This is a genomic window from Streptomyces sp. (assembly GCF_031181555.1).
GTDB lineage: Bacteria > Actinomycetota > Actinomycetes > Streptomycetales > Streptomycetaceae > Streptomyces > Streptomyces fimbriatus.
On the sequence record NZ_JAPSKQ010000005.1, the window covers coordinates 61,063 to 74,570 of the forward strand.

General features: G+C 71.8%; 11 protein-coding genes and 1 riboswitch. Of the genes, 7 read left to right on the forward strand and 4 right to left on the reverse strand.

Annotated elements, in window-relative coordinates; translation table 11 throughout:
• The first annotated feature begins 209 nt into the window (after positions 1–209).
• Positions 210–1,790, forward strand: a complete 1,581-nt coding sequence (guaA, locus tag RIM90_RS02305) for a glutamine-hydrolyzing GMP synthase (RefSeq protein ID WP_309058792.1) — start codon at positions 210–212, stop codon at positions 1,788–1,790.
• 21 nt (positions 1,791–1,811) lie between these two features.
• Here the strand turns inward: guaA and RIM90_RS02310 are convergent, their stop codons facing one another.
• Positions 1,812–2,294, reverse strand: a complete 483-nt coding sequence (locus tag RIM90_RS02310) for a pyridoxamine 5'-phosphate oxidase family protein (RefSeq protein ID WP_309058793.1) — start codon at positions 2,292–2,294, stop codon at positions 1,812–1,814.
• Positions 2,295–2,669: 375 nt separating this feature from the next.
• Here RIM90_RS02310 and RIM90_RS02315 point away from each other — a divergent pair, with 375 nt between their 5' ends.
• Together RIM90_RS02315 and RIM90_RS02320 are read left to right on the forward strand one after the other, a co-directional pair.
• A complete protein-coding gene (locus RIM90_RS02315) occupies positions 2,670–3,950 on the forward strand; it encodes a hypothetical protein (protein WP_309058794.1) in 1,281 nt (426 codons plus the stop codon).
• A 268-nt stretch (positions 3,951–4,218) separates the two neighbouring features.
• Positions 4,219–4,737, forward strand: coding sequence for a DoxX family protein (locus tag RIM90_RS02320; RefSeq protein ID WP_375165388.1), 519 nt, complete (start codon positions 4,219–4,221; stop codon positions 4,735–4,737).
• 3 nt (positions 4,738–4,740) lie between these two features.
• Here RIM90_RS02320 and RIM90_RS02325 read toward each other — a convergent pair whose 3' ends face one another.
• Positions 4,741–4,968 (reverse strand): hypothetical protein, encoded by a 228-nt coding sequence (locus RIM90_RS02325; RefSeq protein WP_309058796.1) that lies wholly within the window; start codon positions 4,966–4,968, stop codon positions 4,741–4,743.
• Positions 4,955–6,436 (reverse strand): PspC domain-containing protein, encoded by a 1,482-nt coding sequence (locus tag RIM90_RS02330; RefSeq protein ID WP_309058797.1) that lies wholly within the window; start codon positions 6,434–6,436, stop codon positions 4,955–4,957. Before RIM90_RS02330 ends, RIM90_RS02325 begins: the two co-directional genes overlap by 14 nt.
• Before the next feature lie 179 nt (positions 6,437–6,615).
• On the opposite strand from RIM90_RS02330, the gene RIM90_RS02335 reads away from it, so the two are divergent.
• The 3 genes from RIM90_RS02335 (at position 6,616) to RIM90_RS02345 (ending at position 9,309) form a co-directional block, all read left to right on the forward strand.
• On the forward strand, positions 6,616–7,908 hold the full coding sequence (locus RIM90_RS02335; protein WP_309058798.1) for a PspC domain-containing protein: 1,293 nt from the start codon (positions 6,616–6,618) through the stop codon (positions 7,906–7,908).
• Positions 7,905–8,630: a response regulator transcription factor gene (locus tag RIM90_RS02340; protein WP_309058799.1), complete on the forward strand. Its 726-nt coding sequence runs from the start codon at positions 7,905–7,907 to the stop codon at positions 8,628–8,630. The genes RIM90_RS02335 and RIM90_RS02340 overlap by 4 nt, the downstream gene beginning before the upstream one ends.
• A gap of 325 nt (positions 8,631–8,955) precedes the next feature.
• Positions 8,956–9,309: a hypothetical protein gene (locus tag RIM90_RS02345; RefSeq protein ID WP_309058800.1), complete on the forward strand. Its 354-nt coding sequence runs from the start codon at positions 8,956–8,958 to the stop codon at positions 9,307–9,309.
• 53 nt (positions 9,310–9,362) lie between these two features.
• Here RIM90_RS02345 and RIM90_RS02350 read toward each other — a convergent pair whose 3' ends face one another.
• Positions 9,363–10,559 (reverse strand): NlpC/P60 family protein, encoded by a 1,197-nt coding sequence (locus tag RIM90_RS02350; protein ID WP_309058801.1) that lies wholly within the window; start codon positions 10,557–10,559, stop codon positions 9,363–9,365.
• 7 nt (positions 10,560–10,566) lie between these two features.
• Positions 10,567–10,723, reverse strand: a riboswitch (cyclic di-AMP (ydaO/yuaA leader).
• A 276-nt stretch (positions 10,724–10,999) separates the two neighbouring features.
• Between RIM90_RS02350 and pcrA the strand changes: the two genes are divergently transcribed.
• Positions 11,000–13,483 carry a DNA helicase PcrA gene (gene pcrA / locus RIM90_RS02355; RefSeq protein ID WP_309058802.1) on the forward strand — a complete coding sequence of 828 codons (2,484 nt, stop codon included), beginning with the start codon at positions 11,000–11,002 and terminating at the stop codon, positions 13,481–13,483.
• Positions 13,484–13,508 lie beyond the last annotated feature (25 nt).

The window sequence follows — 13,508 nt, forward strand, 5'->3', positions numbered from 1 at the left end:
TAAAGAGGAAGGTCGGGTGCGTGAGCATGGCGCCCAGTATGCCGCGCATCCCCGGGGCGTCCAACACGGATCGCATGGTGAGACGCGCGTCCGCCCGGGGCGGCCCGGGGCCGCTAGGGGCCGCTCGGGGAGCGAGGGCGGGGGCTTTGCGCCCACCCCGGTAGAATCGGGAGACACAAGACCCCCGCCCCACCGCCGGAAGGCACCTCGTGTCATCAGCGACTCCCGCTGCCAACGCGCCCGACACCGTCCTGGTCGTCGACTTCGGCGCACAGTACGCCCAGCTCATCGCCCGTCGCGTCCGCGAGGCGCGGGTCTACAGCGAGATCGTGCCGAGCACCATGCCGGTCGAGGAGATCCTCGCCAAGAACCCCGCGGCGATCATCCTGTCCGGCGGCCCCTCGTCCGTGTACGAGGAGGGCGCCCCCACCGTCGACCGCGCGCTCTTCGAGGCCGGCGTCCCCGTCTTCGGCATGTGCTACGGCTTCCAGCTCATGGCCCAGAGCCTGGGCGGCCGGGTGGACAACACCGGCGCCCGTGAGTACGGCCGTACGGACCTGCACGTCGCCAGGGCGTCCTCCACCCTCTTCGAGGGCACCCCGGAGGAGCAGGCCGTCTGGATGTCGCACGGCGACGCCTGCTCCGCCGCTCCCGAGGGCTTCACCGTCACGGCCTCCACGGACGTCGTCCCGGTCGCCGCGTTCGAGAACGACGACAAGAAGCTCTACGGCGTCCAGTACCACCCCGAGGTGATGCACTCCACGCACGGGCAGCAGGTGCTGGAGCACTTCCTGTACCGGGGCGCGGGCCTGAGCCCCGACTGGACCACCGGCAACGTCATCGACGAGCAGGTCGCCGCCATCCGCGAACTGGTCGGCGACAAGCGCGCCATCTGCGGCCTGTCCGGCGGCGTGGACTCCGCCGTCGCCGCGGCCCTCGTCCAGAAGGCCATCGGCTCCCAGCTGACCTGCGTGTACGTCGACCACGGCCTGATGCGCAAGGGCGAGACCGAGCAGGTCGAGAAGGACTTCGTGGCCGCGACCGGCGTCCAGCTCAAGGTCGTCGACGCCGAGGAGCGGTTCCTCAAGGCGCTCGCCGGGGTCAGCGACCCCGAGGAGAAGCGGAAGATCATCGGCCGGGAGTTCATCCGGGTCTTCGAGCAGGCCCAGGCCGAGATCATCGCGGACGAGGGCCCGGCGGTGGAGTTCCTGGTCCAGGGCACGCTCTACCCGGACGTCGTCGAGTCCGGCGGCGGCACCGGCACCGCCAACATCAAGTCCCACCACAACGTCGGCGGCCTCCCCGAGGACCTCGAGTTCAAGCTGATCGAGCCGCTGCGCAAGCTGTTCAAGGACGAGGTCCGCATGGTCGGCCAGGAGCTCGGCCTGCCCGACGAGATCGTCCACCGCCAGCCCTTCCCTGGTCCCGGCCTCGGCATCCGCATCGTCGGCGAGGTGACCAAGGAGCGGCTCGACCTGCTCCGCGAGGCCGACGCCATCGCCCGTGAGGAGCTGACCGCGGCCGGTCTCGACCGGGACATCTGGCAGTGCCCGGTGGTCCTGCTCGCGGACGTGCGGTCCGTCGGTGTCCAGGGCGACGGCCGGACCTACGGCCACCCGATCGTCCTGCGCCCGGTCTCCAGCGAGGACGCCATGACCGCCGACTGGTCCCGGCTGCCGTACGACGTCCTCGCGAAGATCTCGACCCGCATCACCAACGAGGTGCGGGACGTCAACCGCGTCGTCCTCGACGTGACCTCCAAGCCGCCGGGGACCATCGAGTGGGAGTAGTCCCCGGGGCAGGTCCCAAGGTCACGTCCGCTTGAGCGTGCGCACCGGCTCTCCGGGCTTCCAGACCTGGACGACCAGGTAGGTGTCGTCCTCGACGAAGGTCCGCACGACCTCCGTCACCTCGGTGCGGAAGAGGTGGAACGGCTCCGGCGGTTCCACCTCTTCGGCGTACCTGGCCCTGGTCTCCGCGTCCTCGACCTCGATCGCCCGCCCGCTGATCCGGACGTCACCGCCGCCCATGCCCGTGCCCTCCCCGGGGTTCGCCTGGAGCGCGAAGCGCGGGTCGCGGCGCAGGTCGAGGGCCTTGAGCGAGTTCGGCATCATGCCGAGCCAGAGCTCTCCGTTCAGGAAGCGGACCTCCAGGCCGGTGGTGCGCGGTGAGCCGTCCCTGCGCAGCGTCGCGATGACGTGGTGGGTGTACGCGCCGAAGCGGGCCTCAACAATCTTCGCGAGATCGGGTTCGGCTGCGGCGAAGGCCTCCCAGTTCGTGTTCTTCGTGTTCATGGGGAGAGTGTGACGCGGATACCGGACATCTTGTGTCCGGTATCCGCGACGTCCTCCGGAGGGGGACACGTACGCGGCCCGCGCCGATCCGGGCCCTCGTCCTTTCCGGTCGCGGCGCGTCGGAGGCGTCCGGCCGGCCGGTACGCACCCGGGCGCCGTCGCTCCATGGTCCCGGCCGCAGGGGAATTCCCGCGGCCGGGTCAACACGGCACGTCGAAGTTCACCCGTCCGACCGGACCTGCCGAACGGAGAGGGCGTGGTGTAGGGCACAATTCGCTGTCGTCGCGGGGGAGTTGTCGGTGTGCGACGTGCGTCCTGCGGGCGTGCGCGTGGTTGTGGTCCTGGTCGGATGTGCGGGGAAGGCGGGCTTCGGACGTGGCGGTGCAGGAGGCGAGACAGGGCGGCGCGGACGCGGCCACGCACGGGGGCGGCTGCACCTGCGGGGACTGCCCGCACGGGGCACGTGAGGGGCATCGGCGCGCGGTCGCCGCGTTCCTGCTGAAGCGGGACGAGTTCGCGGCCGGGCAGGGGCTTCCGGCCGCGGTGGCCCACTCGGCCTCCGCCTCCCGGCAATGGGTGTCGGAGGAGTTGACGCAGGCCGCGGAGGCCGTCGCCGAACGCGGGCGGGCCGAGGGCGCGGCATGGCTGGCCCGTCTGTGGCGCCGGACCGCGGTGGTCGTGTGGGCCGGGGTCGTGCTGCTGCTCCTGGGACAGGCGCTCACGGCGATCGGTGCGGGGTGGACCGCCGCGCGTACCGCGGGATTGACGGCCGCGCTGGTCGTCGCGGGCGCGCTGACCGCGGCGTCGTGGTTCCACCGGACGCGCGGTGGGGTGCTCGCGCCGGTGATCGGGGAGGACAACCGCCTCTCCACGTCCCGTGCGGTGGCCGCCGCCTGGGTGCTGTTCCTGGTGTACGCGGTGCTGGTTCTGGTGGGGCGGCTGGCGGTGGCCTCCGGGCACCGTGAGCGTGACGCGCTGATCGCCGGGCTCGAACTCGCCCGGGGCGCGGGGGTGGTGACCGTCCTCGCCGTGGTGTGCGGGATCGCCGTGCTGGTGCGGCGGGTGGTCGGACTGCGGGTGCTGGGACAGCGGTTGCAGAAGGTGCGCGCCGACCGGCCCCGGGCGGCGGACCTGCTGACCGACGACGCGGGGCGGGGGACGTTCGCCGACATCCAGTACGTCGTGATCAGCGCCGTCGCCCTGGTGTTCGCGGCGGTGCGGCTGGCCCGGCGGCCGGACCAGTTGCCGGACCTGCCGTGGGGGCTCGCGGTGGTGGTGCTCGTGTCGGCGGCGACGTATCTCGCGGGGAAGTACGCGGAGGGCGGGCGGCCGGTGATCCTGTCGGTGGTGCGGGCGCGGGAGGCCGGCGATCTTGACGCGCCGATCCGGACCGGCGACGACATCGAGATCCGCGGGGCGGGGTTCGTGCCGGCGGGCGCTCAGGGGGCCGATCGGTTGTCGCGGATGGTCGTCCGGGTGGGGGCGGTGAACGTGCATGTGCCGCTGGTGCCGGTGACGGGCGGGTTCGACAACCCGACGGACACGTTGCTGACGGTGCCGGTACCGGCGGAGGTGGAGCCGGGGCGGGTGGAGGTACAGGTCGTGACGGCTGCGGGGGTGGAGACGAACCGGTATGCGATCGACGTGACGGAGTAGGCGGGGCCGCGGCGCGGCTTGCGGTCCGGCGGGGGCCGATCCGGCGCTCACGACCGTGGTGGGGCCGGGGCCGCGGGCTGCTGATCCGCCCGCCGTCGGTTCGGCTCCTCGCCGTACGCGTGGGTACGCGGGCCGGACGATTCGAGGAAAAACCGTCCGCCGGGATTGAGCCGGGACCGAACGTCGTACGTATGGTCTGTGTACGTATGGTCTGTTGGGGCGGTCTCGGCATGGCGGTGAGAGGCGGCGGGCGGCGATGACTCAAGGCATGCGCACGGACACGTACAGTCCCCGCTTCGACGGCGACAGGGACTGGCGGGACATCGCGACCCGCTATGCCCTGGTACCTCTGCGGATCTTTCTCGGGATCACCTTCATCTACGCCGGCCTGGACAAACTCACCGACAGCGCCTTCATGAAGGAGGCCGGGGGCGGATCCATCGGTGACATGATGCGCGGCGTTCGTGATTCGTCCGCCGTTCCCGCACTGGTCGACATGGCGCTGGAGAGTCCCGTCGCGTTCGGTTACGCCATCGCCCTCGGGGAACTGGCCGTGGGGATCGGGGCCCTGCTCGGACTGCTCACCCGCCTGGTCGCCCTCGGTGGTGCGCTGATCTCCCTCAGCCTGTGGCTGACCGTGAGCTGGGCCGCCGATCCCTACTACTACGGGAACGACCTTCCGTACCTCATGGCCTGGACCCCGCTCGTGCTGGCGGGCGCCCCCCTGTTGTCCGTGGACGCGGCCCTGCGTGCGCGGCGGCGGCAGCGGACGGGGGAGTACCGGTAGGGGTCAGGCCGGTGTGTCCGAGTCGCGGGGGCCCGGCGCCCGGCGCCGGCGTATGCGGCCCGTCAGCAAGGCCACCGCGCCGGCCAGGCACAGGCCGCCCGTGACGACGGGGACCATGACGAACCACGGTGTCTCCCAGGCGCCGCCCGCGTCACCGGCGTAGAGCACGGCGGCGAAGGTGAGGAAGGCGCCCGCGACCAGCCTGCCGGGCTGGAACTCATGACGTAGCACGGCTCACCTCCGCCTGTCCCACGCCGACCTGGAGGTCCAGGTCGAGCGTGCCCGCCTTCTCGACGCCCGCGGGCGGACGCAGGGTCAGCTCCTTGTGCTTGCCCGGTGCCACGTCCACGTCCTTCTTCTCGTCGCCGGGCAACTGGATGTCGCCGACTCCCACGTCGATGCTCAGCTTCACGGTCACGTCCTCGGGGACGATCACATGGATCCGGCCCAGGCCGGCATCCGCGCGTGTGGACACGGTCTCTCCCCCGGGCACCCGTATGCCGGACAGGTCCAGGGTGCCGGTGCCGGCGCCCACGTCGTAGGCCGGGCGTATCTGTGCGACCGAGGCGGGCTCCCAGGTCGTGCGCATCCACTCGGTGCCGATGTCCTCGGGGATCGCGGCCGAGCCGGCGAGCAGACCCGCCGTGATGACCGCCAGGACGATGGACCCGGCCCCGGTGCGGCCCAGGAACGCGCTGACCGCCACACCGATGCCGAACACGGCGAGCGCACAGGCCAGGCCGGTCTGCAGGCTGGTGCCGAGGGGGTGTTCGTCCCAGGCCAGGCGGGTGCCGAGGACGGCCGCGAGGAGGGCGAGCAGGAAGATCCAGCCGCCGATCCAGCGGGGACCGCGCGGCTTGGGCGGCCGGTGGCGCGGGACGTGCGTGTCGTCGCGGGCGCCGGCACGGGTGCCGAGGCCGATGTTGACGGCGGCCGCCACGTCCAGCTCGCGGGAGTCCCGGGGACCCCACAGATAGCCCGTGCCGCCGACGTGGGTGCCGTCCTTGACGATGGGGTCGCGCCACCAGGAGGGGAAGGCGGTGGGCGCCGGCGGGGCCTGGGGCTCCGGCGGGGCGTCCGCGGCGGCCTGGGCGGCGATGGGGTCGGGGCCGGGGGTGCCGCGCCGCCGGGACCAGTAGCCGGCGCCGGCGAGCAGCAGGGAGAGTATGACGGCGAAACTCAGCACGCCGCTGTTGTTCAGCATCGTGAGGAAGACACCGCAGCCGACCAGTGCGAACAGCACGGCCGTCAGCGTGTGGCCGTCGACCCGGCCGGTCAGCAGCCTGCGGATCTCGTTCTCCTCCTCCTCGTCGTCGTAGGGGACGAGGAGCCAGGCGAAGCCGTAGAAGATGAGGCCGACGCCGCCGGTGGCGGAGAGCACCGCGAGGGTGATCCGGAAGATCACCGGGTCCATGTCGCACTGCCGGCCGAGCCCGGCACAGACCCCGCCGAGCAGCTTGTGCCGACGGTCGCGCCGGAAACGCTGGGGAGGTTCGGCCGCGTCCTCCTCGGCCGGATCCCGTGGTGCGGTCCCTCCTTCCTTTTCGTGCGCGCCCGCGTGCTCGCGCGCGCCCGCGTGGGCCGCGGCGCCGCGTGCCGGATCCGCGGCCGGCGCGGCGTCCTCCGGCGCGGTGCCCGGAGCCGGGCGCGGGCCGGAGCCGGGTCCCGGACCCGCTGCGGCGTGCTGGTGATCTGTCATGCGTCCATGGTGACGGGCGAGCCGCCGCGGCGGCAGCCGGTACGACCCTGGCCGGACCCTGATATCGCCCCTGAGGCCGGGACCGGGAGATGTTCGACGGAGCCGGGCCGCGGAGATCAGGGGAGTCTCCGGGGCCGACCCTGATGCTCCGGCAGTCCGGGCGTGTGACCATCGTTGGCATGTCGGAAGCCGCAGCAGCGCCCATCGCCGAGCCGCGGCCGCCGCGCAAGCTCTACCGCAGCAGTGACGGACGCTGGCTCGGTGGTGTGGCGCGGGGGCTCGCCGGACACCTCGGGCTGCCCGTGGTCTGGGTACGGCTCGTCTTCGTCGGTCTGTTCATGGCCGACGGTCTCGGCGCGCTGCTGTATGCCGCGTTCTGGTTCTTCGTGCCGCTCGGTGTCGGCGGCGTGGACGCGCAGAAGCCGCCCTCGCTGGTCACCACCGAGACCTCGCCGGACGGCCGGCGCAGACTCGTCACCCGCAGACCGGACAAGGGACAGATCGTCGCCCTGCTCCTCATGGTCGTCGTGGCCATGATCTTCGTGGGCAGTGTGGACATCAGCAACGGGACCAGGGCCTATCTCTGGCCGGCCGTGCTCGTCGGCGCGGGCGTGGCCCTGGTCTGGCGGCAGGCGGACAACGCCCGCCGGGCCCGCTGGGTCGAGGTCGGCCGGCGCCGGCGCACGGTCACCCTGCTGCGGGCCGTCGTCGGCGTGCTGCTGGTGACCGCCGGGGTCTCGGGCATCTTCGTCCTCCAGGGCTCCGGTGCCCACCTCGGCTCCGTGCTGCAGGCGGCCCTGGCGGTCCTCGTCGGCATCACGCTCCTCGCCGGTCCCTATCTCATCCGCATGACCCAGGACCTGTCCGAGGAGCGCCTGATGCGCATCCGCGCCCAGGAGCGGGCGGAGGTCGCCGCCCACGTCCACGACTCGGTGCTGCACACCCTCACCCTGATCCAGCGCAACGCGGACAACGCGGGCGAGGTGCGCCGCCTCGCCCGTGCCCAGGAGCGTGACCTGCGCACCTGGCTCTACAAGCCCGAGGGCACCGGCAAGGACGAGGCCGACGAGCCCACCACGCTCGCCGACGCCGTGCGGCGCAACGCCGCCGAGGTGGAGGACAAACACGGTGTTCCCATCGAGGTCGTCGTCGTGGGCGACTGCCCGCTCGACGAGGGGATCGGCGCGCAGATGCAGGCCGCGCGCGAGGCGATGGTGAACGCCGCCAAGTACGGTGGCGAGGGGGGTGCCGTTCAGGTCTACGCCGAAGTCGAGGGAAAGACGGTGTTCGTGTCCGTCCGGGACCGCGGCCCCGGCTTCGACCTCGACTCGATACCCGCCGACCGCATGGGCGTTAGAGAATCGATCATCGGCCGCATGGAGCGCAACGGCGGCACGGCGCGGCTGCGTGCGGTGCCGGACGGCGGCACGGAGGTCGAGCTGGAGATGGAGAGGGCGGAGAAGACGTCATGAGCGAGCCGACCGAGGCGAACGGGGCGACGGAGGCGACGGAGACGGCCGGTGGCGCCGGCGGGCGTCGTGTGCGCGTCGTCCTCGTCGACGACCACCGCATGTTCCGCACGGGCGTTCAGGCCGAGATCGGGCGGACCGAGGAGACGGGTGTCGAGGTGGTCGGCGAGGCCGCGGACGTCGACCAGGCGGTCACGGTCATCACCGCGACCCGGCCCGAGGTGGTCCTCCTCGACGTGCACCTGCCCGGTGGCGGCGGCGTCGAAGTGCTGCGCCGCTGTGCGCCGTTGATGGGCGACACCGAGCAGCCGGTGCGTTTCCTGGCCCTGTCGGTGTCGGACGCGGCGGAGGACGTGATCGGGGTGATCCGGGGCGGTGCCCGCGGGTACGTGACGAAGACGATCACCGGGACCGATCTGATCGACTCGATCTTCCGGGTCCAGGAGGGCGATGCCGTCTTCTCCCCGCGCCTGGCCGGCTTCGTCCTCGACGCCTTCGCCTCGACCGACGCCCCTCCGGTCGACGAGGACCTCGACCGTCTCACCCAGCGCGAGCGCGAGGTGCTGCGGCTGATCGCCCGCGGGTACGCCTACAAGGAGATCGCCAAGCAGCTGTTCATCTCCGTGAAGACGGTCGAGTCCCATGTCTCGGCGGTGCTGCGCAAGCTCCAGCTGTCCAACCGGCACGAGCTGACCCGCTGGGCGACGGCGCGCCGGCTCGTGTGACGGACGGACGCCGCAGGCCACCCGCGTCGCGCCCGCGAACGGCATCCGGTCGACGGGACCCGGGCGTACCGGGCCGACGGGGTTCGGGCACCGTGCGCGGGCGGGGCCGGCGGCGGTGCGGCGCACGGGGGAGCGGGCCGCCGTCGGGCCTTTCCCCGCGCCGTCCTCGTCACGTTCACGCAGCGCGATGACCGATGCGCCGAACACGGGTGGGGCGAGAGGGCCGTGGTGCCGTGCGGTGCGCGCGTGAGACAGGCCGCCCTTGCGGCGTTCCGCGCAGGGCCGGTGCCGGACGGGTCGGTGGGCCTGGCTAGGCTCCGGCCTCATGGACGTACTCCTCCACCTCTTCGTCGGACTGCACATCATCGGCATCGCGTCATTGCTCGGTGGCTTCCTCACCCAGATGAAGGCGATGGGCGAGGGCACCGCCCGTTTCGGTCCGGCGATGCTGCACGGTGCGCTGACGATGCTGGTCACCGGGGTGATCCTGGTCGGCCTCAACCAGGCCCAGGACCACTCCGTGAACAACATCAAGATCGGGGTGAAGCTGGCCCTGCTGATCGTGATCCTCGGCCTGGTCTACGTGAAGCGGGACGAGGAGAAGGTGGACAAGGGCGTGTTCGGCCTCGTCGGACTGCTGACCACGGCGAACATCTTCATCGCCGTGCTGTGGACCTGATCCCTCCCGTACGGGCACGGCCGCGATCGCGGCCCGCGCGGTGCGCCCCGTGGTCAGGCGGGGCGCACGACGCTGTGGATCGAGGACTCGCCGTCGTAGTAGATCGACTCCTCGCGGACGTACGTGCCGGGCTTGGGGGCGTGGATCATCTTGCCGTTGCCGGCGTAGACGCCCACGTGGGTGATGTCGTCGTAGAAGAACACGAGGTCACCGGGTTGTGCCTGGGACACGGGGACCGTCGTGCCGGCGTCCACCTGGTCGTAGGTCGTGCGGGGGAGGGTGACGCCGGCGGCCTTCCAGGCGGCCTGGGTGAGGCCGGAGCAGTCGTAGGAGCCGGGACCGGTGGCGCCCCAGACGTACGGCTTGCCGATCTGCGCGCGGGCGAAGGCGAGGGCCTTCTCGGCCTTGGCGGCGTACGAGGAGCCGGCCGACGACGAGGGCGGGGCGGTCGAACCGGAGGACCCGGACGCGTCCGACGTGCCCGAGGTGCCGCTCTCCTGCCGAGCCGCCTCCTCCCGGGCCTCCTCCTGGGCCCTCTGCCGCTCCGCCTGCTGCCGGGCCAGCTCGGCGGCCTTGCGGGCGGCCTCCTTCTGCTTCTTCTTCTCGATCGCCGCGAGCCGTGCCTTCTCCTCGGCGGTCAGCTCCGACATCAGCTCGCGCGCGTCCGCGAGCTTCTTCTGGACGGTCGCCTTGGCCGTCTTCAGGTCGCCCTGTGACTCGGTCAGCGTCTGGAGGCTCTCGGTGGCCTCCCGGCGCTTCTTCATCGTCTCGGACTGCTGCGTGACGTAGTCGTCGACCGCTTCCTTCTGGCGGCCGGTCATCCGGTCCATCAGCCGGCTCTGGTCGAAGAAGTCCTGCGGCGAGTCCGCGAGCAGGAAGGTCGCGGTGTCGGGGACGCCGGCGCCGGTCCGGTACTGGGCGGCGGCGAACGACCCCAGCTTCTCCCGCGCCTCGTTGAGCTTCTGGGTGCGCTTGGCCACGTCGTCGAGGAGGGTGCCGACGCGCTTGCGCTGCTTCGCGGTCCTCTCCTTGGCCGCGTTGTACTTCTCGGTCGCCGACTCCGCCTGGCGGTAGAGGTCGTCGACCTTCTTCTCGACCTCCTCCAGGCTCGGTTTGTTGTCGTCCGAGGGGGCGGCGGTGGCCGTCTGGGAGAGCAGGGCCACGGAGGTCAGGGCGGCCGTGGCGAGGGCGGGGGGCCGTATGCCGGCCACGCGCGGGCCGGAGGTGCGCGACTTGCGGTGCGACGCCAAGGGAGGCGACTCCTTCCATGGTCCGCCTACCGGGTTAGCTGTCGGGTTCGGGCGGGTGGTTCGGAAGGGTTGCCCTACGGCCGCTCCGCGAGGGAGTGGGCCGATTCACCCCAGGGTCTCGGTTGGGTCCCCGGCTCCGGCTGCCGCGGCGGCGGCGACGGACTCGGCGGAGGCCGCGCGGCCCGGCGAGGTTCGCCGGTGCGGGTCGAGCGGCCCGCCCGCACCGTAGCCAACTCGTGTGGCGCCTGTGAAGGTTGATGGGTGATATGCCCGATACATTTTCGTGACCTCGCGCCTCGTGTCACGCAGGGTGAGACGGCGGTGCCGACGGGTGCGCGGGGCGTGAGGGCCGGGCGGAGCGCCGGCCGGCCCCCGGAATCCCGGAGATGTTCCCGGGGCGGCCGCGGGCTGTCGGTGGAGCGCCCTAGACTCGGAGAGCGATGAGCAGCCTCTTTGACGAAAGCTTCCTGGCGGACCTCCAGGCCCGGCAGGGCCCCGCGGACGAGCCCCCGCCGCCGCCCGAGGACGATCACGTGCCGGAGCCGATTCCGGACGATCTGTTCGGCGGGAAGTTCGACGTGCCGCCGGACCGGGACGCGTACTACCGCGACGGTGCCCCGCGCCCGGTCGTGGACTCCGCCGCGCTGCTGGAGGGGCTGAACGACAACCAGCGTGCCGCCGTCGTGCACTCGGGCTCCCCGCTGCTCATCGTGGCCGGCGCCGGCTCCGGCAAGACCCGGGTGCTCACGCACCGCATCGCGTACCTGCTCGCCGAGCGGGGCGTCCACCCCGGCCAGATCCTCGCGATCACCTTCACCAACAAGGCCGCCGGTGAGATGAAGGAGCGCGTCGAGCATCTCGTCGGGCCGCGCGCGAACGCGATGTGGGTGATGACCTTCCACAGCGCGTGCGTGCGCATCCTGCGCCGCGAGAGCAAGAAGCTCGGCTTCACGTCGTCGTTCTCGATCTACGACGCCGCCGACTCCAAGCGGCTGATGGCCCTGGTCTGCCGCGACCTGGACCTCGACCCCAAGCGCTTCCCGCCCAAGTCCTTCAGCGCCAAGATCAGCAACCTGAAGAACGAGCTGATCGACGAGGAGGACTTCGCCGCCCAGGCCGCGGACGGTTTCGAGAAGACCCTCGCCCAGGCCTACGCCCTGTACCAGTCGCGGCTGCGCGAGGCGAACGCCCTCGACTTCGACGACCTGATCATGACGACGGTCCATCTGCTCCGCGCCTTCCCGGACGTCGCCGAGCACTACCGCCGTCGCTTCCGCCACGTCCTCGTCGACGAGTACCAGGACACCAACCACGCCCAGTACGCCCTGGTCAGGGAGCTCGTCGGCCCCTCCGAGCAGCCCGTCGGCGCGCCGCGGGGCGCGGGCGAGGCGGCGCCCGCCGAGCTGTGCGTGGTGGGTGACGCCGACCAGTCGATCTACGCCTTCCGCGGCGCGACGATCCGCAACATCCTCCAGTTCGAGGAGGACTACCCGGACGCGACGACGATCCTGCTGGAGCAGAACTACCGCTCCACGCAGACCATCCTGAGCGCGGCCAACGCCGTCATCGAGCGCAACGAGTCCCGCCGCCCCAAGAACCTGTGGACCAACGCCGGTACCGGCGCGCTGATCACCGGCTACGTGGCCGACACCGAGCACGACGAGGCACAGTTCGTCGCCGACGAGATAGACCGCCTCACGGACGCGGGCCGGGCCAAGGCGGGCGACGTCGCCGTCTTCTACCGCACCAACGCCCAGTCCCGTGTCTTCGAAGAGGTCTTCATCCGCGTCGGCCTCCCCTACAAGGTCGTCGGCGGCGTCCGCTTCTACGAGCGCAAGGAGGTCCGGGACGTCCTGGCCTACCTGCGGGTGCTCGCCAACCCCGAGGACTCGGTGCCGCTGCGCCGCATCCTCAACGTCCCCAAGCGGGGCATCGGCGACCGCGCGGAGGCCATGATCGACGCCCTGGCCCAGCGCGAGAGGATCAGTTTCCCCCAGGCACTGAGGCGCGTCGACGAGGCGTACGGCATGGCCGCGCGGTCGGTGAACGCCGTGAAGCGGTTCAACACGCTGATGGAGGACCTCCGGACGATCGCCGAGTCCGGTGCGGGCCCGGCCACCGTCCTGGAGGCGATCCTCGAACGCACCGGCTACCTCGCCGAGTTGCAGGCCTCCACCGACCCGCAGGACGAGACCCGGATCGAGAACCTGCAGGAACTCGCGGCCGTCGCCCTGGAGTTCGAGCAGGAGCGCGGTGAGGGGGAGCAAAGCACCCTGGCCGAATTCCTGGAACAGGTCGCGCTGGTCGCCGACTCCGACCAGATCCCCGACGAGGACGAGGACGGCTCCGGCGTCATCACCCTGATGACCCTGCACACCGCCAAGGGCCTGGAGTTCCCGGTCGTCTTCCTGACCGGCATGGAGGACGGCGTCTTCCCGCACATGCGCGCCCTCGGCCAGACCAAGGAGCTGGAGGAGGAGCGGCGCCTCGCGTACGTCGGCATCACACGCGCGCGCGAACGGCTGTACCTCACCCGGTCGACGATGCGCAGCGCGTGGGGACAGCCGTCGTACAACCCGCCCTCGCGCTTCCTGGAGGAGATCCCGGCCGCGCACGTGGAGTGGAAGCGGACGGGGGCCGGTTCGCCCGCGTCCTCCGGGCCGGCCTCCGGGGTGGCGGCCTCGCTGTCGTCGTCCCGCTCCCGCTCGTCGGCGGCGGGCGCCTCGGGCTTCGCCACCCGCCGGGCCGCGGAGAAGCCCGCCGTGTCGCTGGCGGTCGGGGACCGGGTCACGCACGACCAGTTCGGCCTCGGCACGGTGGTCGCGGTGAAGGGCACGGGCGCGAACGCGGAGGCGACCATCGACTTCGGGGACACCAAGCCGAAGCGGCTGCTGCTGCGGTACGCGCCGGTGGAGAAGCTGTAGGGACCGACCGCGCCGGCCGAGGAGC

Coding starts and splice junctions, on each gene's coding strand:
- RIM90_RS02310 (WP_309058793.1), bottom strand. CDS start 2,294: ATGAACACGAAGAACACGAACTGGGAGGCCTTCGCCGCAGCCGAACCC.
- RIM90_RS02320 (WP_375165388.1), top strand. CDS start 4,219: ATGCGCACGGACACGTACAGTCCCCGCTTCGACGGCGACAGGGACTGG.
- RIM90_RS02330 (WP_309058797.1), bottom strand. CDS start 6,436: ATGACAGATCACCAGCACGCCGCAGCGGGTCCGGGACCCGGCTCCGGC.
- RIM90_RS02335 (WP_309058798.1), top strand. CDS start 6,616: ATGTCGGAAGCCGCAGCAGCGCCCATCGCCGAGCCGCGGCCGCCGCGC.
- RIM90_RS02340 (WP_309058799.1), top strand. CDS start 7,905: ATGAGCGAGCCGACCGAGGCGAACGGGGCGACGGAGGCGACGGAGACG.
- RIM90_RS02345 (WP_309058800.1), top strand. CDS start 8,956: ATGGACGTACTCCTCCACCTCTTCGTCGGACTGCACATCATCGGCATC.
- pcrA (WP_309058802.1), top strand. CDS start 11,000: ATGAGCAGCCTCTTTGACGAAAGCTTCCTGGCGGACCTCCAGGCCCGG.